Consider the following 21994-nt stretch of genomic DNA (forward strand, 5'->3'; position numbering starts at 1 on the left):
GAATAAAAGGTGCATCGTTATGTTGTTTGGAACAGTTTTTACAGAATGTCTTGAAGATCAGAATCTTTCTTCAATGGAAATAACAGGAATCAGTGCAGATTCTCGACAAGTCTTGCCAGGCTATGTTTTTGTCGCTGTTCAAGGAAAAAAAAGTGATGGAAGACACTATATAGATGATGCGATAAAGCGGGGTGCACGAGCAATTGTTACAGATTGTCATGCTGTTCTTGAGGACTTGTCTGTTCCCATTTTACGTGTTTCTAATGTTCGTCATAGTTTAGCGTTGGCAGCTGCACGTTTTTACGGTTCTCAGCCTGAAACGGTCGTTGCTGTGACTGGTACAAGTGGTAAAACATCTGTTGTCTCTTTTATTCGGCAAATTTGGACTCATGTTGGATTTTGTGCTGCGAGTATAGGAACGGTTGGTGTTGTTTCTCCTAAACGGAATGTTTATGGTTCTCTCACTACACCTGATCCGGTTGTCTTGCATCGTCTTCTTTGTGAAATTTCCCATGAAGGTGTTACACATGCAGCCCTTGAAGCATCTTCGCATGGGCTTGATCAAGGACGACTTGATGGAGTTCGTTTAACGGCTGGTGCCTTTACCAATTTAGGGCGAGATCACATGGATTATCACATGGGGGTAGAGGATTATTTGCGGGCTAAAATGAAGTTGTTTGATACACTTTTGCCTGTATCTGCTCCCGCTTTGATTTTTGCTGATGATGTCTATTCACAAAAGGTTATTGATGTTGTTACACAAGCGCGCCGCCGTGTCTTGACAATTGGTCGTAAGGGGCAATTTATCACGATTAATCGTGTTGAACATCAACGTTCAAAACAGTGTATTGAGTGTCGTGTGGAAAATAATATTTATACATTTGATTTGCCTTTGGCTGGAGATTTTCAGGTAGCCAATGCGCTTATGGCAGCGGGGTTAGCGATTGCAACGGGTGTTTCACCTCGTAAAGTTTTTTCTGCGCTTGAAACTTTGCAGGGGGCACCTGGGCGGTTAGAATTTGTCGGAAAGACAGAAAATAATGCGCCTGTTTATATTGATTATGCCCATAAACCAGAAGCTTTGGAGCAGGTTTTGCTTTCTGTTCGTCCCTTTACGCAAGGGCGTTTGATCGTTGTTTTTGGTTGTGGAGGAGATCGTGATCAAGGAAAAAGACCTTTGATGGGAAAAATTGCGGCGGATAAAGCGGATATTGTTATTGTAACGGATGATAATCCTCGCACAGAAATGCCAGAAAAAATACGCAAGGATATTTTACAGGCAGTGCCAACAGCAATAGAGATAGCAGATCGTGGTGAGGCTATTTCTTACGCGGTGGAGCTTTTGAAAGTTGGTGATACATTAATCATTGCTGGAAAAGGTCATGAGGATGGCCAAATTATAGGGCAGACAACTTATCCTTTTTCAGATCGTCTGAAAGCGATAGAAGCTCTAGAGAACCGAAAGAAATGACAGCTTTATGGGATAAGAAAGCACTTGTTGCTGCAATTAATGGTGTTGTAATAGGAAGCATGCCAGAAACTTTTTCTGGGGTTTCCATTGATAGCCGTACTCTTGCGGAAGGTGATATTTTTTTCTGCATTAAGGGGCATCATCTTGATGGTCATGATTTTGCTGCGCAAGCTTATGAACGAGGTGCAGGCGTTCTTATCGTTGCGGAACACCGTTTAAGGGATATGAAAAAGATATCGGCTCCACTTATTGTTGTTCCTGATGTTTTGCAAGCCCTAGAAAAACTTGCACAAGCTGCACGCAAACGTTCAAGAGCTAAGATTATTGCGATAACAGGATCGGTGGGAAAAACAACGACAAAAGAAGCTTTGAAACAAGCACTTGCAACGACTGGGAATGTTCATGCGAACCTCGCTTCTTTAAATAATTGCTGGGGGGTTCCACTCACTTTAGCGCGGATGCCTATGGAGAGTGATTATGGTATCTTTGAAATTGGCATGAATCATAGAGATGAAATTCGCCCTCTGGTCAAACTGGTTTGTCCGCATGTTGCTCTCATTACGCATATTTGTGCAGGACATATGGGTTTTTTCAAAAATCTTGAAGAAATAGCAAAGGCAAAAGCTGAAATTTTTGAAGGATTAGATGAGAAAGGCATTGCCATTTTAAATGCGGATAGTGATTTTTTTTCTTATCTTGTTCAAAAAGCAAAGAAATGCGGTGTAAAGAATATCTTAAGCTTTGGTGAGAGCAAAAATGCTGATTATCAAGCGCGAGATATACGTCTTCTAACTGATCGTTCTTCTATGATTGTACGTATTAGGGAGCGGGATAGGGAGGTTCAAATTGGTGCTCCCGGACGCCATATTGTGCAAAATAGTTTAGGGGTTATTGCTGCTTGTGATGCTATGGGAGTTGAGTTAGAGCCTGTTCTTCTTTCTTTTCGCCATTTTTCTTCTCAAAAGGGGCGAGGTGTTCGTTATCGACTGTCTTTATCAAATGGGGGTGAATTTTATCTCATTGATGAAAGCTATAATGCAAATCCTGCTTCTATGCGTGCTGCGCTTGAGCTTCTTGCTACAGGACCAGTCGGGGAAGAGGGGCGGCGAATTGCTATTTTAGGAGATATGCTAGAGTTAGGGGAGTATAGTGAAAAGCTTCATCGTGATTTAATAAAGCCAATACGTCTTTCCGGTGCTAATCCGGTTTTTCTATTTGGTGAGGCGATGAAATCTTTAGTTAGTGATTTGTCTGCTGGTGTTAAGGTTCATTATGCTGAAAATATTGAGAAAATTTTATCTCTCCTTTTAGCAGAAATTTCTTCTGGGGATCTGCTTATGGTTAAATCATCCAATAGCCTTTGTTCATCAAATATTGTGACTGCATTGCTTGACCGCTATAAAGCGGTTTCTTCATAATTTTAAGAGGTTTTTTGTACCATGATGCTGTTTTTTTCTTCGTTTAGTGATTGGCTTCCAGGTGTGAATGTATTTCGTTATATTACTTTTCGCACGATAGCGGCTATGCTTACTTCGGGGCTCATCGTCTTTTTGTTTGGACCTAGCATCATTGCTTCTCTTAAATTGCGGCAGGGTAAGGGGCAACCGATTCGTGCGGATGGTCCTCAAACACATTTTAAAAAGGCTGGAACACCTACAATGGGTGGATTGATGATTTTAACCGGCATTGTGGTATCGGCATTTTTGTGGTGTAATTTATCGAATATTTATTTTTGGGTATCGCTATTGGTTATGCTTTCTTTTGGGGCAATTGGATTTTATGACGATTATCTTAAGGTCACAAAACAAACAGACAAAGGATTTTCTGGGAAAGCACGGTTAAGTTTGGAGTTTTGTGTTGCCGCAATTGCTGCTTTTGTCATCCTACAAATTGGCTCATCTGGATTCGCTTTGCCTTTTTTGAAAGATTATCTTATCAATTTGGGCTGGTTTTTTATTCCTTTTTCTGCTTTTGTTATTGTCGCGACGGGTAATGCGGTTAATTTGACGGATGGACTTGATGGCCTTGCTATTGTTCCTGTGATGGTTGCAGCCTTATCTTTTGCTCTGATTGCTTATCTTTCTGGTAATATGAATTTTGCTGATTATCTCCAAATCCATTATGTATCGGGAGCAGGTGAATTGGCTGTTTTACTGGGAGCTGTTGTTGGGGCAGGGCTTGGTTTTTTATGGTTTAATGCACCACCTGCAGCTATTTTTATGGGAGATACTGGTTCGTTGGCTCTTGGAGGATTATTAGGGACTGTTGCAGTCGCTACGAAGCACGAAATTGTTTTGGCTCTTATTGGTGGGCTTTTTGTTGTGGAAGCTTTTTCGGTCGTTATTCAGGTTGGTTATTTCAAATTAACAAGAAAACGAGTGTTTCTTATGGCACCGATACATCATCATTTTGAGAAAAAAGGCTGGACTGAAAGCCAAGTCGTGATACGCTTTTGGATTATTTCAATTGTTCTTGCTCTTATTGGTCTTTCAACACTTAAATTGCGGTGAGATTTTGATTTCTGTTGTGTGTTATAAAGGACAAAAAGTTGCTTTATTTGGATTAGGAAAGTCTGGACTAGCAACGGCACAAGCATTGATGCGTGGCGGTGCAGAAGTGGTGGCGTGGGATGATAGTCCTTCAAGCGTGCAGATGGCTTTTCGGCACAATATTCCAACGCGAGATCTCCGTTATGAAGATTGGTCAGAATTTGTTGCATTGATTGTAGCTCCTGGAGTTCCTTTAAATTATCCTCAACCCCATTGGGTTGTTGAAAAAGCACGAAAAAAAAATATAGAAATTATCGGTGATATTGAATTATTTGTTCGTGCGCGCCAGCATTTTTTACAGCATTATGGTTTTTGTGACCAAGATGTTCCTTTCATTGCGATTACGGGGACGAATGGGAAGTCAACCACAACGGCTTTACTTGCGCATTTGTTGGAAAAAATGGGTTATGATGTGCAGATGGGGGGAAATATCGGAAAGGCAATATTGACCCTTAAGCCATTTGTTAAAAAACGTATCTATGTGATTGAATGTTCATCATTTCAAATTGATCTTACTCCCTCTCTTCAGCCGACCATTGGACTTTTATTGAATTTAACACCTGATCATATTGATCGACATGGGAGTTTTGCCTGTTATGTGCAAACCAAAAGGCATCTGATTGCTCAGGCTTCTCAGGCTTTTATTTCAGTTGATGATGCAGCTTGTAGGGTTTTATATCAACAGTTGCTTCATGAGGGAAAAAAAATTGGGGCAATTTCTAAGGATCATTTTGTTGAAAATGGTTTTTATGCAGATGAGACTAAGCTCTTTTCTGTTTATCAAGGACAGCGTCATATGCTTGCAGATCTGACGTCTATGACTGCTTTGCGCGGACGTCATAATGCGCAAAATGCCCTTATGGCATTAGCAACGTTGCAGGCTTTAAAAATAACCGATCCTTCTATGAACAAGCATTTAGCAAGTTATAAAGGGCTGGATCATCGTATGCAGCAGGTGCGTAAAATGGGGTCTGTTTTGTTTATCAATGACAGCAAGGCGACTAATGCAGATGCAACAGCTCCTGCGCTTTCCACCTTTAATGATATTTTTTGGATTGTTGGGGGACAGGCAAAAAAGGGAGGAATAGAGTCTCTTAGAGAATTTTTTCCTAAAATTCGTAAAGCCTATTTGATTGGGAGCACGGCGGAAGAATTTGCTCGCACTATTGGATCTGCTTTTCCCTTTTCTATGAGCTTAACTTTGAAAAATGCGGTGCGTGAAGCAGCTGTTGACGCAATGGGTTGTAAGGAAAAAGAGGTGACGGTTCTTTTGTCACCTGCTTGTGCAAGTTATGACCAATTTAAAAATTATGAAATGCGAGGCGAAGAATTTGTCTCTTTTGTGATGCAGTTACAATAAAAAAATCATCAGTTATAAAAAAATATTTTTGCGTTAAGACTCCAGAATCTTTTTTTGTGTAATTTAGTTTTTAAAGTGTTTGTTAAATAGGCTGGGGAACCATATCACTTTGAGATAATTTATAAAATGGATAAGGTGGATACCATGGTTACGCGTGCAGATAGAGATCCAATTGCTAATTGGTGGTGGACGATTGATCGCTCTATCTTTGCAGCTTGTTTAATTTTAATGGGAATTGGCATTATGCTGTCTTTTGCTGCCAGCCCTATTATTGCAAAAAAAATCGGAATTGCTGATAGTTTTTATTTTGTTCGGTGGCATATCATTTTTAGCATTTCAGCATTTTTTACGATGGTTACCATTTCCTTTTTTTCGCTTTCTAATATTCGTCGTTTATGTGCTCTTTTGCTCATTGTAACGCTTGCTCTTATGGTTGCAACTTTATTTTGGGGTCCAGAATTAAAGGGAGCACGGAGGTGGATTCTACTATTTGGTTTTTCTGTACAGGCTTCAGAATTTATGAAGCCAGCTTTTGTGGTTATGTCCGCTTGGCTTTTTTCAGAACAGATACGCAGGAGGGGAATTCTGGGTTATACGTTAGCGATTCTACTTTATGCCATTTGTTGTGTGCTTCTGGTTTTGCAGCCTGATATTGGACAAACAATTTTAATAAGTGCAACATGGGGGGGGCTGTTTTTTATTGCTGGTGTACCTCTAACCATTATTTTTCTCTTTCTCATTTTAGGCGTTGTAGGAATTATTTTAGCTTATCTTTTTTTGCATCATGTGCGCGAGCGTATCAATGGTTTTTTGACAGGTGAAGGGGATACGTTTCAAGTGGATGTAGGACGTGAGGCTATTTTGAATGGTGGTTGGTTTGGGCAAGGTCCTGGGGAGGGAACAGTAAAACGTATCATTCCTGATAGCCATACAGATTTTGTATTTTCCGTTGCTGCTGAAGAGTATGGTATTATTCTTTGTTTATTAATTATGATGCTTTTTGGCTTTATCGTTATGCGTTCATTGTATATAGCCATGAATACACGTGATTCCTTTATACGTCTTGGTATTACTGGCATAGCAATGATGATTGGCTTTCAATCAGCTATTAATATGGCCGTTAATCTTCACTTAATTCCTCCCAAAGGCATGACATTGCCTTTTATTTCTTATGGTGGTTCTTCGATGGTGGCGATTGCGTTTTCAATGGGCATTTTGCTCAGTTTAACACGTCGTTGGCCAGAAGCACGCCTTTCAGCTTTTTCTTCCTCTTCTGTCTTGGATACCCCTTATGAATGATAAAAAAGTTATTGTTTTGGTGGCTGGTGGTACAGGTGGACATCTTTTTCCTGCTGAAGCTCTTTCTGTTGAATTAAGGCAGCGTGGATATGATGTTCATTTAATAACAGATGAAAGAGCACGCCCTTTTGTTCGCTGCTTTGATGAAGAGCATACACATATCGTTTCATCGGCAACATTTACACGACGCCATCCTTTTGCTCTGATAAAGACGTTTTGGTCTTTGCTAAGGGGTATGGGGCAATCGTTGGCGTTGTTTTATAAATTACGTCCTGTTCTTGTTGGAGGATTTGGAGGGTATCCGAGCTTTCCTCCTCTTTTTATTGCGGCCTTAACGAGGCGTGTAACATTTATTCATGAACAAAATGCTGTTATGGGGCGTGCCAATCGGGTGTTGGCAATTTTTGTGCGTGCAATCGCTGGTGGTTTGTTGTCGCCAAATGGCGCTTATGCTCATAAAATACTTTTGACGGGGAATCCTGTTCGTGAGGCTGTGTTGAAGGCGGCCAAAATTCCTTATCATCCCTCAACTGGTGAAGAGCCATTTCATTTTTTGATTTTTGGAGGTAGCCAAGGGGCTTCTGCTTTTTCACATATTGTTCCAGAAGCTATTGCTTTATTCGATGATAAGAACCGTAAACGTTTACGAATTGTGCAGCAAGTTCGAGGTGAAGCAGAAGGGTTGATCAAAATCTATCGTGATATGGGCGTACAAGCAGAGGTAGCTCCTTTTTTTGATGATATGGCTGAACGTATGGCACATGCCCATTTTATTTTGTCGCGCGCTGGGGCTTCATCTGTTTGTGAGATAGCGGTGATTGGTAGACCTGCTTTGCTTGTTCCCTATCCCCATGCTTTAGATCATGATCAGGCTGCCAATGCAGCTCTGCTTGCTCGTGTAGGTGGTGCGCAAATTGTATCAGAAAAAGATTTAAATGCACAAAAGCTTTTTTCTCTTTTAATGCACGCTTGTTGTGCGCCCCATTTATTAGAAAAACAAGCGCTTGCTGCAAAAAAAGTTGGGCAACCTCATGCAACCCGTTGTCTTGCTGATATGGCTGAATCCTTAATTGCAGGGCGATTGTTGTCAGATATAAAAGAGGAGCTTTTTAATGAAAATGCCACTTGATATAGGCGTTATCCATTTTATCGGAATCGGGGGGATCGGTATGAGTGGAATTGCGGAGGTTTTTTATAATCTTGGCTATAAAGTTCAAGGGTCAGATCAAGTTGAGAGTGCGAATGTTGAACGTTTGCGGAGAAAAGGAATTAACGTTCATATAGATCATTGTGCTGAAAATTTAGGGAATGCAGAGGTTGTTGTTTTTTCTACTGCCGTTAAAAAAACAAATCCTGAGTATATTGCTGCAAAGGAAAGACATTTACCGCTTGTCAGACGTGCAGAAATGCTAGCGGAGCTGATGCGGTTTCGGCGTGCAATTGCGGTGGGTGGTACACATGGTAAAACAACGACCACATCAATGGTCGCAGCTCTCCTTGATGCTGGTCATTTTGATCCAGTGGTGATTAATGGCGGTATTATTAATGCTTATGGTACGAATTCTCGTACAGGAGATGGCGATTGGATGATTGTTGAAGCTGATGAAAGTGATGGTACATTTTTAAAGCTGCCTGCTGATATTGCTGTTATTACTAATATTGACGCTGAGCATTTAGATCATTATGGAAGTTTTGATGCTGTGCGTGAGGCTTTTCGGCAATTCGTAGAAAATGTTCCTTTTTATGGTTTTGCTGTTTTGTGCCTTGATCATCCAGAGGTTCAGTCATTGGCGGGCCGTATTGATGATCGTTGGGTGATCACTTATGGTGCAAATCCACAAGCGGATGTTCGTTTTCTTAATCTTTCGATGGATGGTCAAAAAACGCATTTTGATGTTCTTATTCGCTCACGCAAAACAGGAAGAAAAATTGAGTTGAAAAATTTGCTTTTGCCCATGGCAGGACAGCACAATGTTGCCAATGCAACGGCGGCGATTGCTATTGCGCATGAACTAGGCATTTCAAATGAAGCTATAAAAAGGGGCTTAGCAGAATTTGGCGGAGTAAAACGGCGTTTTACGCGAACAGGAAGTTGGCGGGGCATTGAAATATTTGATGATTATGGACATCATCCTGTTGAAATAAAGGCTGTTTTGCGTGCAGCACGTGAGAGTGCAAAAGGGCGTGTTATTGCGATTGCACAACCCCATCGTTATTCACGTTTGTATCATTTATTTGATGATTTTGCTGCTTGTTTTAATGATGCAGATACAGTGTTGATTACGCCCGTTTATGCGGCTGGTGAAGAGCCTATTGTAGGATTTGGTTCTCAAGAATTGGTAGAGCATATTAAAATGGCGGGTCATCGTGATGTGCGCTTGATACATAGTCTGGAAGATGTCGTGTCTCTTGTCTCAAAATTTGCTCAGGTAGAGGATTATGTTGTTTTTCTTGGTGCTGGCAATATCACACAATGGGCTTGTGCGTTGCCTCATGAGTTAGCGGTATTGGATGGTCATGGTAAATTTTCAGCACATTGACGGTGAGGCGCTATTGGCGCAATTGCAACCGCTGTTGGGTGGCGTGAGAGGCAAACTTACACCTAATGTTGAAATGCGTAAGGTAACGTGGTTTCGCACGGGTGGGTTGGCAGAGCTTTTTTATCAGCCTGTTGATGAACAAGATTTGGCTCTCTTTCTTCAAAATTTGCCTGAATTTGTTCCTGTAACAATTGTCGGTATCGGTTCTAATCTTCTGGTGCGTGATGGGGGCGTTCCTGGTGTTGTGATTCGTCTTTCGCCAAAAAACTTTGGGCAAGTGCAGCAAGTTTCTCCAAAAGGCTTTTTAGTTGGTGCTGGTACGGCGGATAAACATTTAGCTGTTGCCGCTTTAAAGGCAGGAATTGCAGGTTTTCATTTTTATCATGGTATTCCTGGTGCTCTTGGAGGAGCTCTCAAAATGAACGCGGGTGCGAATGGGATTGAAACCGCAGCGCGTGTTGTTGAGGTCTATGCGCTGGATCGTAAAGGGCAACGTCATATCTTGAGTTTGAAAGATATGCATTATTCCTATCGCCATTGTGATATTCCTAAAGATTTTATTTTTACAGCTGCTTTATTGGAAGGAGAACTCGGTAATAAAGATGATATTCGTGCTGCTATGGATGAAGTTTCCCTCCACAGAGAAACAGTACAACCTATTCGTGAAAAGACAGGAGGATCAACGTTCAAAAATCCTGAGAATGGATCTGCGTGGCGCGTGATTGATGAAGCAGGGTGTCGTGGTTTACGGATTGGTGGCGCTCAAATGAGTGAAATGCACTGTAATTTTATGATTAATACAGGGCAAGCAACAGGATATGATCTTGAAGCATTGGGAGAAACAGTGCGTGCGCGTGTTTTTGCAAATTCAGCCCACCTTTTACAGTGGGAAATAGAGCGTATCGGTCAATTTGAGCGTGGTCGAAGTGTTTCTCCTTTTGATCCATTTCATTGATTTATTGTTCACTAAAAAAGTGAAAATAAAAAATTGAGTCATTTCAAAGAGATAATAAAAAATTTCTATTAAGAATCAATAAATTAACAAAGAATCTCTTGCATCAGGCTTTTGAGTCTGATTCATTATGCAAAATGCTAGGTTATTGATTCGCAAGGATAAACCTTGTTTTTTCTGTATGTGGTGCTGATGTATTTTATATAGACTACATATAGTATGCGAAAGAGGGTGATTTATTATGAGAGATAAACATATAGCTGTGTTAATGGGAGGTTTTTCTTCTGAACGGTCTGTAAGTTTATCTTCAGGGGCGGCTTGTGCTGATGTTCTAGAGCTGCAGGGGTATCGCGTGAGCCGCGTGGATGTTGACGCTCATATTGCTTCTGTTCTTGAACAGTTGCAGCCCGATATTGCCTTCAATGCATTGCATGGTCCATTTGGTGAAGATGGCCGGATTCAGGGGATTCTTGAATATTTAAAAATTCCTTATACCCATTCTGGTGTGATGGCATCTGCTTTGGCAATGGATAAGGGACGTGCAAAAATTATCGTTGCAAATGTTGGGGTTTGTGTTGCTCCTTCTCGGATCATGAGTCGTTTTGCTTTGGGACAAACGCATCCCATGGAGCCTCCTTATGTAATTAAACCTGTGTGTGAAGGATCAAGTTTTGGTGTTGTCATTGTCCATGGAAATGAAGCAGCACCGCCGCATAATATTGGGGGAGCTGAGTGGGGGTATGCCGATGAGGTGATGATTGAAAAATATATTCCTGGTCGTGAATTGACTTGTGCTGTTTTGGGGAATGAAGTGCTGGATGTGTGTGAAATTCTTCCCGATAAACACTTTCCATTCTACGATTATGACTCGAAATATAAAACGGGTGGTTCTCTTCACATTTGTCCTGCACAACTTTCACTAAATATTTACCAAAGTGTGCAAAGAATGTCTTTAGCAGCCCATCAGGCGATAGGGTGTCGAGGTGTTAGCCGTTCTGATTTTCGTTTTGATGAGAAAACGGGAGAATTGGTTTGGCTTGAAATTAATACGCAACCCGGTATGACATCGACGTCTCTTCTTCCTGATATTGCAAAAGCGAGCGGCCGTACTTACGGCGATATTGTTCAATGGATGGTGGAGGACGCATCATGTATGCGTTGAATGTTAATAAAACAAATGTTCCGATGGAGGTGCTTTCAGTGCCGGCTTTGCCGCGTCTTTATCGTCGTTTTCTCCGGTTTATGTTTGAGTTTGTTTTTGTCAATATTCATATTCCACGCCATTGCGGTTCTTTTGCTGTTGTATGGTTTTTCTTTGTTACGGCTTTTTATGGACTTGCATCAAGTGGTCAGATGGCTGTGATCGTAAACACAATCATATTGGATAGTAGTTTTGTAGTTACTCAAGTCGATATAAGCGGTAATAAGCGCTTGACAAAGCAGGATATTTTTAAAATTTTAAAACTTGATGTTGCGCCTTCTATATTCACTTTTGATGTTGAAAGAGCACGTTCTCTTTTGGAAAAACAGGCTTGGGTGCAATCGGCTAATGTTCAGAAAATTTATCCCAATAGAATGCGCATTTCCATCGTGGAGCGTGAACCCTATGCTATTTGGCAACATGATAGCATAGTGGATATTGTTGATAATACAGGTCGTGTCATTGTGCCCTTTAAAGGGGAAATTGTTCGGGATTTACCTCTTGTGGTTGGGCAGGGTGCACAAAATGCTGCTAAAGTGTTTATTCAAGCGCTGTCAGTCTATCCGGAAGTATATGATCGCATTCGTGCTTTTGTGCGGGTAGGTGATCGACGTTGGGATCTTGTTTTGGATAATGGAATGCGCGTTATGTTGCCTGAAAATGGTGCCCTTGAAAGGCTTTCTTCTCTTGTTTCGTCCGGTACAATGCAAGATCTTTTATCTCGCGATATTCTCAGTGTTGATTTACGTCTTGCTGATCGAATTACTGTTTCTTTATCAGATGAAACGTTAGAGCGTTATCATGCTACTGTAGAAGAAGAAGAACGTATTTTAAAGGCACGAAAGGCAGGAAACCCATGATGTTGCTTAGATCACATCATCTGGGAGGGCGTAAAACACGTTTTTTAACGGTTCTTGATGTCGGTTCAAGTAAGATTGTTTGTCTTATTGCTTGTTTGCGTCCTTTAAAGCATGCTCACTATTTACATGGTCGTACACATTCTACGGAAATTCTAGGCTTTGGAGTGCAGCGTTCACGCGGTATTAAATCCGGTGTTGTCATGGATATGTTTGCAGCAGAACAATCAATAAGATTGGCTGTTGATGCAGCAGAAAAAATGGCTGGTTTGGTGGTGGATTCAGTGATTGTGAATTTTTCCTCAAGTCGATTACAAAGTGCTTTGATTAATGGAAAAGTTCATTTGAATGGTCGTGAAGTCACCAAGCGTGATATGCGTATGGCCTTTTCAGATGTTTCGCGTAAAGCTTTTGATGCTGAACGTCATGTTATGCACTCAGTTCCAGTTTCTTATGTATTGGATGGAGATAAAGGAATTTCTGATCCTGTCGGAATGGCAGGGGAAACATTTGGTGTTGACGTGCATGTGGTAACAGCTGAAACAGCTTCTTTGCGTAATTTAGAAACTTGTATTAATCGTGCACATTTGAGTGTTGAAGCAATGGTTGCTACTCCCTTTGCAAGTGGTCTTGCTGTCTTGATGAATGATGAGGCGCATTTAGGGGCTGCATGTATTGATTTTGGTGGTGGAACAACAACATTTTCAGTGTTTTTTGAGGGAAAATTTATTCATGCGGATGCTCTTGCTGTTGGGGGGCATCATGTCACTCTTGATGTTGCGCGTGGATTTTCTATGTCTCTAACAGAGGCGGAACGTTTAAAAGTTGTTTATGGTTCAGCACTTTTAACAAGTGCCGATGAGCGGCAAATGATTAATGTAGCAGAAATTGGGAGTGAACAGCGTGAAACTCAGTATCCTCGCGCGGTTCTTGGGCGTATCATTCGTGCGCGTGTTGAAGAAATTTTAGAAATGGTCCGTGATTGTTTAAATCGTTCTGGTTTTGGTCACATCATTGGTAAACGTGTTATTTTGACTGGGGGAGCAAGCCAGTTAACAGGATTGCCAGAAATGGCACGTACTATATTGGGAAGAAATGTTCGTGTCGGGCGGCCTTTAGGTATTTCGAGGCTTCCTTCTCTTGCAAAAGGGGCGGCGTTTACATCTGCTGTTGGGTTGTTAATTTATCCGCAATTGGTGGGTTTTGAAGAAAAAACAATGCAGGCGGCAGGAAATCATTTATCGATGAGCACGCGTGGGTATTTTCAGCGTGTTGGTCAGTGGTTGCGTGAGAGTTTTTAGTTAAGTCTAGTTGGATAAATTTCATCGCTTTGGCTTGCGGTGTCTTATGAGAAGGAAAAGAAAATGACGATTAATCTGCATCGGCCAGATATCGCGGAATTGAAGCCACGCATTACCGTTTTTGGTGTTGGAGGTGGTGGCGGGAATGCCGTGAATAATATGATAAATGCTGGTCTTCAGGGAGTTGACTTTGTTGTTGCAAATACGGATGCACAGGCTTTGGCTATGTCAAAGGCTGAACGTGTTATCCAACTTGGGGCAGCTGTGACAGAAGGTTTGGGTGCTGGTGCTTTACCGGAAGTTGGACAAGCGGCGGCAGAGGAATGTATTGATGAAATTATTGATCATCTTGCAGACTCTCATATGGTTTTCATTACTGCTGGTATGGGGGGAGGAACTGGAACAGGGGCTGCTCCCGTTGTTGCTCGAGCAGCGCGTGAAAAAGGTATTTTGACTGTTGGTGTTGTGACAAAGCCGTTTCAGTTTGAGGGCGCACGTCGTATGAAAACGGCAGAGGCTGGTATTGAAGAGTTACAAAAGTCTGTCGATACATTGATTGTTATTCCCAATCAAAATCTTTTCCGTATTGCAAATGATAAGACAACGTTTGCTGATGCTTTTGCTATGGCTGATCAAGTGCTTTATTCTGGTGTTGCTTCCATTACGGATTTGATGATTAAAGAGGGTTTGATTAACCTTGATTTTGCTGATGTTCGCTCTGTTATGCACGAAATGGGTCGAGCCATGATGGGAACGGGTGAGGCATCTGGTGACGGGCGTGCTTTGGCTGCGGCTGAAGCTGCTATTGCAAACCCATTGTTGGATGATACCTCTATGCGTGGGGCGCGTGGTTTATTGATTTCTATTACGGGTGGTCGTGATATGACTCTTTTTGAGGTTGATGAAGCTGCTAATCGTATTCGTGAAGAAGTGGATGCTGATGCGAATGTGATCTTTGGCGCTATTGATGATGAGTCATTGGAAGGTGTTATTCGTGTTTCTGTGGTTGCCACCGGTATTGATCGTGAAGTTAGTGATGTGGTTCAGTCCTCTCATCCTCAGATTCAAAGGCCTGCTTCTTCAATGCGCAAGAGCGATCCTGGAACGTCACACAGTTCTTTTCATGTTCAGTCATCGCCACTGCGTTCTGAGTCAATGGTAGAAGTGATCGAATCACTTGAAATAGAGAAGGGTAAATCAACCGGAGAACAGTTCCGTCCCAAAAGTCAAATTTTTGCACATCCTACAGAAGCAATGACGACACGAAGTGCGACGAATGCTGTTGCGTATGGTTCAAATGCTGTTCAGGAACAGAGATCAAATGTGCCTCGTATGCAAGTAAGTCGTGGTTCTCAACCGGCTATGACAGCTCCCGTGAGTATGGAGGCAACAGCGCATGTTCTTGATGAGATGACAGGAGTTATGAAGCAAAAAGAAAAGCCAGTGCAACCAAAACAAATGCAACAAATGCAAGCACGCGCTCCAATGCGTATGCCTGAGTTAAAGGATTTTCCTCCTGTTTCTCATGGACAAAGTCAAAGGACATCAGTGACTGATCAAGGTCCTCGTAATCTTTGGCAACGTTTGAAACAGAGTTTGACGCATCGTGAAGAAGCAGAGCCAGAAGCGAGGCTGGAGCCTGCTGTTAGATCGTCTCAGCAGCAAGAGTCTCATGTTTACAATAAAAATTCTCAGGCGCTTTCTCAAGATGCTTCTGTTTATGTTCCACGTCGTTCTGGTGAGCTGCACCCTCAGGTACCACAAGATCAGCGTACTTTTATAAGTGAAGAAGATCAGTTGGAAATACCAGCATTTTTACGTCGTCAGGCAAATTAATTGATGAAAAATGAGGCAAAGTAAGGAATTTTATTACCTCTTTGATGATCAGACAAAATTTATACAGTAAAATATATTGCTGTTTTTTGGATAAAATACTTTGTTTTAAAAAAACCGCTTATTATAAGCGGTTTTTTTTATTATTTACTATGAGTATTTTTTATAGTTTTATAAATTTTGTTAAAAGATGTAAAAGCAATTCAATAAAATAATATGATGAATTTGGTACCAAAATATCAGTCTACTCTTAAAAAAGCAGTAACATTTAAGGGGATTGGCGTTCACAGTGGCTGTTTGTCAGTGGTAAAGGTTTGTCCAGCGGATGTTGGGTGTGGTATTATTTTTAAGCGTTGTGGATTAGATGGAACAGAGAAAATATTTCAAGCCCATGCACCGCAAATAGGAGAAACTGAATTATCAACGGTACTTGGAGATGGAGATGTAAGGGTTGAAACAATTGAACATTTGATGGCAGCAATTACTGCTTATAATTTGGATAATCTTGTTATTGAAGTGTCACATAATGAGATTCCTATTTTGGATGGTTCAGCGTGGCTATATTGCCAAGCTTTTGAAGATGTTGGCATTGTACAGCAAAATGCGTTGCGTTCTTATTTCATCATAAAAAAGCCGTTGCGGGTTGAAGGAGCTCATGGTGTTGCAGAGCTTTTGCCATTCGATGGACGTCGTTTTGATATAACGATTTCTTTTCCTTCTTCTGCTATTGGTAAGCAACATTTCAGTTTTGATCTTACCACACGAGGGTTTAGAGATGATTTGTCACGTGCGCGCACTTTTGGTTTTATCAAAGACGTGGAAAAATTAAGGCTTTCTGGAAAGGCGAGAGGCGCTTCTTTGGAAAATTCTCTTGTTATCGATCTTAATGATAAAATTTTAAATCCCGATGGTCCTTATTGGGAGAATGAGTGTGTTCGGCACAAGATGCTTGATGCGATTGGTGATACTGCTTTGCTTGGGGGGCCTTTTATTGGATTATTTCGTTCTTATTGTAGTGGACATAGAATTAATGCGCAATTGGTGAAGGCTGTTTTGGCAGACGAATCACATTACGAAAAAAGATTTTTAGAGAAAGAGTAAAAAAATTGACAAGATTTTTTTATTGTTTATTTGATTTTTAAGGGGATGATTGACCTAAACTGCTAAATTGGTTATGTGGATTTTAAAGTGATATGGTATAAAACCTTTGGTCACTTGTTTTTGCTACAAGGTGATATTCTGTGGAGGCCGGAAAAACTATGAAAAAATCTCATGTGTGCATTGGAAATATGACATATAGAAAATTTAACATTGTACGCAAGATATTGGGGGTGGTGCTTTTGGGAAGCACCTGTATGTTGGCGGGATGCCTCTTTAAAGAGAAAAATACCCTTGATCCATCTGCTTATGTTTTGAAAATAGAGCCACCAGATGTTTTATATAATCAGGCGCTTGCTAGCCTTGAGAGTGGGAAGCTTGGGGATGCATCGAAGAAGTTTTTGAAGATTGAAAAGCAGTATGCTTATACAGACTGGGGGCGTAAATCTTTGGTCATGGGTGCTTTTACTAATTACCGACTCGGAAAGTATGATGATTCAATTAGTATGGCTCAACGCTATATTACTCTTTATCCAGGGTCGACTGACTCGGCTTATGCGTACTATATTATTGGTCTTTCTTCTTTCCGTCGGATTCCTGATGTTACGCGTGATCAACGTGATACGAAACGTGCTATTGCTGCTATGCAGCTCCTTATAGAGCGTTATCCTAATTCTGAATATGTCAAGGATGCTAAGGATAAAATACGTTTTGGGCGCGAACAGCTGGCTGGCAAAGAAATGCAGATTGGTCGTTATTATGAAGAGGGGCGGCGCTATCTTGCGGCAAGTAGACGGTTTCGTACCGTGGTTGAAGAGTATTCCGATACAAATCAAATTGAAGAAGCGCTTTTCCGCTTGACGGAAGTTAATCTTGCTCTTGGCTTAACGGCGGAAGCGCAGACGGCAGCAGCTATTTTAGGACGTAACTATCCCAAAAGTGAGTGGTATAAATATTCTTATAATCTCTTGCAGAAGAATAAAATATCGCCACGCGAGCATAAATCTTCTTGGATCTCAAATGCTTTAGGTGGTGATAAGAAGAGGGTACGTTGATTCTCTATGCTGGTACAGCTTTCGATTCATAATATTGTTTTGATCGAAACGCTCGATATTCATTTTACGGCGGGGTTGACGGTTTTAACTGGAGAAACAGGTGCGGGGAAGTCTATTCTCCTTGATGCTTTATCACTTGCTCTAGGGGGGCGGGGGGATGCTTCGCTTGTGCGTCATGGTGCTGAGCGCGGGCAGGTCACAGCTGTTTTTGATGTGTCTGTTTCACATCCTGCACGTCAACTTATTCGTGAGAATGGTCTTGATGATGAAGGTGATATTATTTTACGACGTGTGCAATCAAGTGATGGACGCAGCCGTGTTTTTATCAATGATCAGGTGTCTAGTGTTGCATTGATGCGGAGTGTTGGCCGTTTGCTGGTTGAAATCCATGGACAACATGATGATCGTGCGCTTGTTGATGTTGCTACACATCGCCAATTATTAGATGCCTTTGGTGGTCTTGAGGATGAAGTGGAAAATTTGCGTCAGTGTTATTACACATGGCGTGAATTTGAGGAGCGTTTGCAACGGCAGCGTCTTAAAGTAGAGAGTGCTGTACGTGAGGTTGATTATCTTCGTGCGTGTGTAGAAGAGCTTGAAAAGCTTGATTTTAAAGTTGGTGAAGAGGATACTCTTTCTCTTCGTCGTGCCGATATGCTTAAATTAGAAAAAATAGCGACGGATATTAAAGAAGCGGATGATCTTTTAACGGGTCAAAAATCACCGATCCCAGTGCTTTCCAATTTGGTGAGGCGTTTGGAGCGGAAAATTCCTGAAGCACAAGAGCTTATTGCACCAGTGGTGAAATCTATTGATGAGGCATTGCATGCACTTGCAACAGCACAAGAAGGTATTGAGACGGCAATACGAGCATTAGATTTTGAACCTGATGAATTGGAACGGATAGAAGAGCGTCTTTTTTCTCTTCGGGGTTTTGCTCGTAAGTATCAAGTTTCTGCGGATGAATTGGTTCAGTTACGCGATAAGATGGATGCTGAACTAGCTGATTTTGAAGAGGCTCAGACTATATTGACACGTTTTGAAGATGAAGCAAAACAAGCACAAAAAAATTACGATACGTTAGCACAAGCGTTGTCAATAAAACGTCAAGAGGTTGCAAAGCACTTGTCTGAAAGCGTGATGACTGAGTTACCGGCATTAAAATTAGAGAGGGCTGAATTTATTGTTGAAATGCAAAGCGATATCGAAAAGCGGAGTGCAGAGGGATGTGATCGTATTGAATATTGGGTGAGAACAAATCCTGGAACACGTGCTGGACCGATGCTTAGTGTGGCTTCTGGCGGTGAATTGTCTCGTTTTTTGTTGGCATTAAAAGTTGTTTTATCTGATCGAGGATCAGCACCGACGCTAATCTTTGATGAAATTGATACAGGCGTTGGGGGTGCTGTTGCAGCTGCTATTGGGCAACGGTTGCAACGCTTATCAGAACATGTCCAGGTTTTCGCTATTACGCATGCTCCACAAGTCGCATCGAAAGCGCATGGTCATTTTCTTATTTCAAAAATTGAGAGTCATGATAAAAGACGCTTTGTTACTGCTATTCATAAAATGGAAGAGCATGAGCGTGCAGAAGAAATTGCTCGTATGTTGGCAGGAGAACAGATTACTGAAGAAGCGCGTGCAGCGGCTCAAAAGCTTCTAGCATGAAGGTAATTAGTCAGCGATAAAAATACTGGAAAGCTTGTATTTACTGAGATTCACTTTATGAGGAGGCGTGGAGATCCTTGTGGCAGTGCTCGTAATTTGGAATAGATTTTATGAACAAAGATGCAGATAAAAATCTCACAGCTATTGAAGCAGAAAGTGAATTAGAGTGGTTGGCAAAAGAGATTGCACGTCATGATGTGCTTTATAATCGTGATGATCAGCCTGAAATTTCTGATGCAGAATATGATGCTTTGCGCCGCCGTAATGCAGAAATTGAAGCTCTTTTTCCAGAGCTTATTCGTGTTGATTCTCCTTCACATAAAATTGGGGCACCAATTTCTGAAAAGTTTGAAAAATCTGTTCATGCACAGCCAATGCTTTCACTTGATAATGCGTTTAGCTCTGAAGATGTTACTGAATTTGTTGAGCGTATTCGTCGTTTTTTACGGCTTCCAGAAACACAAGTGTTGGAAATAACAGCGGAGCCAAAAATTGATGGTTTATCTTTGTCTTTACGCTATGAAAAGGGGCGGCTTGTGGGGGCGGCAACGCGTGGGGATGGAACTGTCGGTGAAAATGTGACAGCAAATGCCCGAACCATTGCTGATATTCCACAAGTTTTGCAAGGTGATTTTCCTGATATAATTGAGGTGCGTGGTGAAGTTTATATGGGGCGGGAGGATTTCCAAGCACTTAATATCAGCCAACAAGAGAAGGGCAAGTTAACCTTTGCCAATCCTCGAAATGCGGCAGCTGGTTCACTCCGTCAGCTTGATTCACGGATAACCGCTAGCAGAAAGCTTCAATTTTTTGCTTATGCTTGTGGTGAGGTGAGTGAAATATTGGCAGAAAGTCAAATGGAGATGATGAAAAAGCTAAAAGAATATGGCTTTGTTATCAATCCATTAACAAAATCCTTTAAGACGTTAGAAGAAATTATTTCTTATTATCACGATATCGAAGAATGCCGTCATTCTTTAAGCTATGATATTGATGGTATTGTTTATAAGGTTAATGATTTGATGCTCCAAAAGCGCTTGGGGTTTGTTTCTCGTTCGCCGCGTTGGGCAATCGCGCATAAATTTCCAGCAGAAAAAGCGATAGCGCTTTTGAAAGATATTGACATTCAAGTTGGTCGCACGGGAGCTTTGACACCTGTTGCACGTCTTACACCTATTACTGTTGGTGGAGTCGTGGTGACCAATGCTAGTTTGCATAATGAGGATTATATTAAGGGAATTGGTCATAAAGGAGAGCCTATTCGTGAAGGACGTGACATCCGTGTAGGCGATAGCGTGATTGTACAACGTGCTGGTGATGTGATCCCTCAAGTTATTGATGTTATTATTGAAAAACGCCCGAAAGATGCTGCTGTCTTTATTTTTCCTCATTTGTGTCCAGCTTGTGGGAGTCATGCTGTTCGTGAAGTGGGAGAAGCCGTGCGTCGCTGTACAGGGGGGCTTATTTGTCCTGCACAGGCGATTGAGCGTATTCGTCATTTTGTTGCGCGTAATGCTTTTGATATTGAGGGCTTGGGTAAAAAACAGGTAGAGTTTTTTTTCTATGTTCAAGATGAAGCGCTTTGTATTCATACACCAGCCGATATTTTTACTTTAGAACGTCGCCAAGAAAAATCTTTGATACGTTTAGAAAATATAGAAGGTTTTGGTACTGTTTCAGTTCGCAAATTGTATGATGCCATTAATGCACGTCGCGAAATTCCTTTAAGCCGTTTTTTGTTTGCATTGGGGATTCGTCATGTTGGAGAGGTGAATGCACGCCGCCTTGCGCGTACTTATAAAAATTATACAGCTTTTGAAACTGCGGCTATGGGAGCACTTATGCCATGTGATAAGGAAAATGAAAAAGGCAATGAAGCTTGGATGGAGCTTACCAATATCGAAGGAATTGGACCACAGGTAGGGAGCGCAATTGTTGATTTTTATCAAGAAGCGCATAATCGTGAGGTTTTGTCTATTTTACTTGAAGAAGTAACCCCTCTTGATGATGATCCTATCATGACAGCTTCTTCCCCAATAGCGGAGAAGACAATTGTTTTTACAGGAACTTTAGCGCATATGTCACGCGATGAAGCAAAAGCATTGGCAGAGCGATTAGGGGCCAAAACATCTGGTTCACTTTCTAAAAAAACAGATCTTCTTGTTGCAGGACCTGGAGCGGGCTCCAAATTGGCTAAAGCTGAAGAATTAGGTGTTGAGGTTATCGATGAAGAGGCTTGGTTACAGTTGATTGAGGAACATAATGTTTAGAGGGCGTTTTCTAGAAGATGCGTATGCTGTTTGTATGGTTATCTCTCTTACATTTTTGGGGACTGGAATCAAAAAGGGGACAATAGGGGTTGTTTTTTTGCAAAAATAGAGCGCCATATATTTTGATATTTATTAAGTTATTAAAAAACGTTGAATTTAAATATTAAACTTAAACTCTTATGATTAAGAATATACAAGGTTATTATTAGTAAAAGATATACGGTATCACTGTGAATCAAGGTAAAAATTGTAACTAAATATGCAGAATTTTTGAATTTAAACAGTGTAATGAGCTGGTTATAATAGGCGTTTAGAAATGTGACGCGGAGGATTACAAAATATAATGAAAATTTCTATATAGCAGAATAAGGCTATAACTCATGTGAAGATGGTAGAGGATAGTTGATAAGCATTATCTGTTACAAGTATATCCGTTCTGTTTTAGTTTGGGAAAAGCTTTTATCCTATCGGCAAAAAAACTTGAAGTATTTTATAGAAGCATTTTTTGTGATTGCTGATGGTAAATATGCATTTCTCTCT

16 protein-coding genes are annotated in these 21994 nt (G+C 41.2%); all 16 read left to right on the forward strand.

The genetic code is table 11. The features are described from left to right. The first annotated feature begins 19 nt into the window (after window positions 1–19). The 16 genes from ACFIKR_RS04485 to ligA all read left to right on the forward strand — a co-directional run bounded on the left by ACFIKR_RS04485 (window position 20) and on the right by ligA (window position 21454). The gene (locus tag ACFIKR_RS04485; protein WP_375658997.1) at window positions 20–1471 is read left to right on the forward strand and encodes a UDP-N-acetylmuramoyl-L-alanyl-D-glutamate--2,6-diaminopimelate ligase; all 1452 of its coding nucleotides are present in this window, start codon (window positions 20–22) and stop codon (window positions 1469–1471) included. Next, the gene (gene murF, locus ACFIKR_RS04490; protein ID WP_375658998.1) at window positions 1468–2889 is read left to right on the forward strand and encodes a UDP-N-acetylmuramoyl-tripeptide--D-alanyl-D-alanine ligase; all 1422 of its coding nucleotides are present in this window, start codon (window positions 1468–1470) and stop codon (window positions 2887–2889) included. Before ACFIKR_RS04485 ends, murF begins: the two co-directional genes overlap by 4 nt. A gap of 21 nt (window positions 2890–2910) precedes the next feature. Next, window positions 2911–3981 carry a phospho-N-acetylmuramoyl-pentapeptide-transferase gene (gene mraY, locus ACFIKR_RS04495; protein WP_015856644.1) on the forward strand — a complete coding sequence of 357 codons (1071 nt, stop codon included), beginning with the start codon at window positions 2911–2913 and terminating at the stop codon, window positions 3979–3981. Window positions 3982–3985: 4 nt separating this feature from the next. Then, window positions 3986–5380, forward strand: coding sequence for a UDP-N-acetylmuramoyl-L-alanine--D-glutamate ligase (murD, locus tag ACFIKR_RS04500; protein WP_375658999.1), 1395 nt, complete (start codon window positions 3986–3988; stop codon window positions 5378–5380). Between the two features lie 144 nt (window positions 5381–5524). Then, window positions 5525–6679, forward strand: a complete 1155-nt coding sequence (locus ACFIKR_RS04505; RefSeq protein ID WP_375659000.1) for an FtsW/RodA/SpoVE family cell cycle protein — start codon at window positions 5525–5527, stop codon at window positions 6677–6679. Next, window positions 6672–7808 (forward strand): undecaprenyldiphospho-muramoylpentapeptide beta-N-acetylglucosaminyltransferase, encoded by a 1137-nt coding sequence (murG, locus tag ACFIKR_RS04510; RefSeq protein ID WP_375659001.1) that lies wholly within the window; start codon window positions 6672–6674, stop codon window positions 7806–7808. The genes ACFIKR_RS04505 and murG overlap by 8 nt, the downstream gene beginning before the upstream one ends. Next, on the forward strand, window positions 7792–9219 hold the full coding sequence (murC, locus tag ACFIKR_RS04515; RefSeq protein ID WP_375659002.1) for a UDP-N-acetylmuramate--L-alanine ligase: 1428 nt from the start codon (window positions 7792–7794) through the stop codon (window positions 9217–9219). Before murG ends, murC begins: the two co-directional genes overlap by 17 nt. Then, entirely contained in the window at window positions 9197–10174 is a 978-nt protein-coding gene (gene murB, locus ACFIKR_RS04520) for a UDP-N-acetylmuramate dehydrogenase (RefSeq protein ID WP_375636163.1), read from the forward strand. The genes murC and murB overlap by 23 nt, the downstream gene beginning before the upstream one ends. Window positions 10175–10412: 238 nt before the next feature. Continuing rightward, window positions 10413–11333 (forward strand): D-alanine--D-alanine ligase, encoded by a 921-nt coding sequence (locus ACFIKR_RS04525; protein ID WP_375659003.1) that lies wholly within the window; start codon window positions 10413–10415, stop codon window positions 11331–11333. Continuing rightward, window positions 11321–12232, forward strand: a complete 912-nt coding sequence (locus tag ACFIKR_RS04530; protein ID WP_375659004.1) for a cell division protein FtsQ/DivIB — start codon at window positions 11321–11323, stop codon at window positions 12230–12232. Before ACFIKR_RS04525 ends, ACFIKR_RS04530 begins: the two co-directional genes overlap by 13 nt. Beyond that, on the forward strand, window positions 12229–13530 hold the full coding sequence (gene ftsA / locus ACFIKR_RS04535; RefSeq protein ID WP_375659005.1) for a cell division protein FtsA: 1302 nt from the start codon (window positions 12229–12231) through the stop codon (window positions 13528–13530). The genes ACFIKR_RS04530 and ftsA overlap by 4 nt, the downstream gene beginning before the upstream one ends. 63 nt (window positions 13531–13593) lie before the next feature. Continuing rightward, on the forward strand, window positions 13594–15366 hold the full coding sequence (gene ftsZ / locus ACFIKR_RS04540) for a cell division protein FtsZ (RefSeq protein WP_375659006.1): 1773 nt from the start codon (window positions 13594–13596) through the stop codon (window positions 15364–15366). Window positions 15367–15579: 213 nt separating this feature from the next. Next, the gene (lpxC, locus tag ACFIKR_RS04545; protein ID WP_375659007.1) at window positions 15580–16464 is read left to right on the forward strand and encodes a UDP-3-O-acyl-N-acetylglucosamine deacetylase; all 885 of its coding nucleotides are present in this window, start codon (window positions 15580–15582) and stop codon (window positions 16462–16464) included. A 158-nt stretch (window positions 16465–16622) separates the two neighbouring features. Next, window positions 16623–17516: an outer membrane protein assembly factor BamD gene (locus ACFIKR_RS04550; protein WP_375659008.1), complete on the forward strand. Its 894-nt coding sequence runs from the start codon at window positions 16623–16625 to the stop codon at window positions 17514–17516. Between the two features lie 6 nt (window positions 17517–17522). Next, window positions 17523–19184, forward strand: a complete 1662-nt coding sequence (gene recN / locus ACFIKR_RS04555; protein ID WP_375659009.1) for a DNA repair protein RecN — start codon at window positions 17523–17525, stop codon at window positions 19182–19184. A 110-nt stretch (window positions 19185–19294) separates the two neighbouring features. After that, window positions 19295–21454, forward strand: a complete 2160-nt coding sequence (gene ligA / locus ACFIKR_RS04560) for an NAD-dependent DNA ligase LigA (protein ID WP_375659010.1) — start codon at window positions 19295–19297, stop codon at window positions 21452–21454. Window positions 21455–21994 lie beyond the last annotated feature (540 nt).

This window comes from Bartonella sp. MR30HLJHH, from assembly GCF_042194195.1.
GTDB classification, from domain to species: Bacteria; Pseudomonadota; Alphaproteobacteria; order Rhizobiales; family Rhizobiaceae; genus Bartonella; species Bartonella grahamii.

Excerpts from the sequence above, each read along its gene's own strand:
- ligA (WP_375659010.1), top strand. The coding sequence starts at position 19,295 with ATGAACAAAGATGCAGATAAAAATCTCACAGCTATTGAAGCAGAAAGT.
- ACFIKR_RS04525 (WP_375659003.1), top strand. The coding sequence starts at position 10,413 with ATGAGAGATAAACATATAGCTGTGTTAATGGGAGGTTTTTCTTCTGAA.
- murF (WP_375658998.1), top strand. The coding sequence starts at position 1,468 with ATGACAGCTTTATGGGATAAGAAAGCACTTGTTGCTGCAATTAATGGT.
- ACFIKR_RS04485 (WP_375658997.1), top strand. The coding sequence starts at position 20 with ATGTTGTTTGGAACAGTTTTTACAGAATGTCTTGAAGATCAGAATCTT.
- mraY (WP_015856644.1), top strand. The coding sequence starts at position 2,911 with ATGATGCTGTTTTTTTCTTCGTTTAGTGATTGGCTTCCAGGTGTGAAT.
- ACFIKR_RS04550 (WP_375659008.1), top strand. The coding sequence starts at position 16,623 with ATGAAAAAATCTCATGTGTGCATTGGAAATATGACATATAGAAAATTT.
- murC (WP_375659002.1), top strand. The coding sequence starts at position 7,792 with ATGAAAATGCCACTTGATATAGGCGTTATCCATTTTATCGGAATCGGG.
- ACFIKR_RS04530 (WP_375659004.1), top strand. The coding sequence starts at position 11,321 with ATGTATGCGTTGAATGTTAATAAAACAAATGTTCCGATGGAGGTGCTT.
- lpxC (WP_375659007.1), top strand. The coding sequence starts at position 15,580 with ATGATGAATTTGGTACCAAAATATCAGTCTACTCTTAAAAAAGCAGTA.
- recN (WP_375659009.1), top strand. The coding sequence starts at position 17,523 with ATGCTGGTACAGCTTTCGATTCATAATATTGTTTTGATCGAAACGCTC.
- ACFIKR_RS04505 (WP_375659000.1), top strand. The coding sequence starts at position 5,525 with ATGGTTACGCGTGCAGATAGAGATCCAATTGCTAATTGGTGGTGGACG.
- murG (WP_375659001.1), top strand. The coding sequence starts at position 6,672 with ATGAATGATAAAAAAGTTATTGTTTTGGTGGCTGGTGGTACAGGTGGA.
- ftsZ (WP_375659006.1), top strand. The coding sequence starts at position 13,594 with ATGACGATTAATCTGCATCGGCCAGATATCGCGGAATTGAAGCCACGC.
- ftsA (WP_375659005.1), top strand. The coding sequence starts at position 12,229 with ATGATGTTGCTTAGATCACATCATCTGGGAGGGCGTAAAACACGTTTT.
- murB (WP_375636163.1), top strand. The coding sequence starts at position 9,197 with ATGGTAAATTTTCAGCACATTGACGGTGAGGCGCTATTGGCGCAATTG.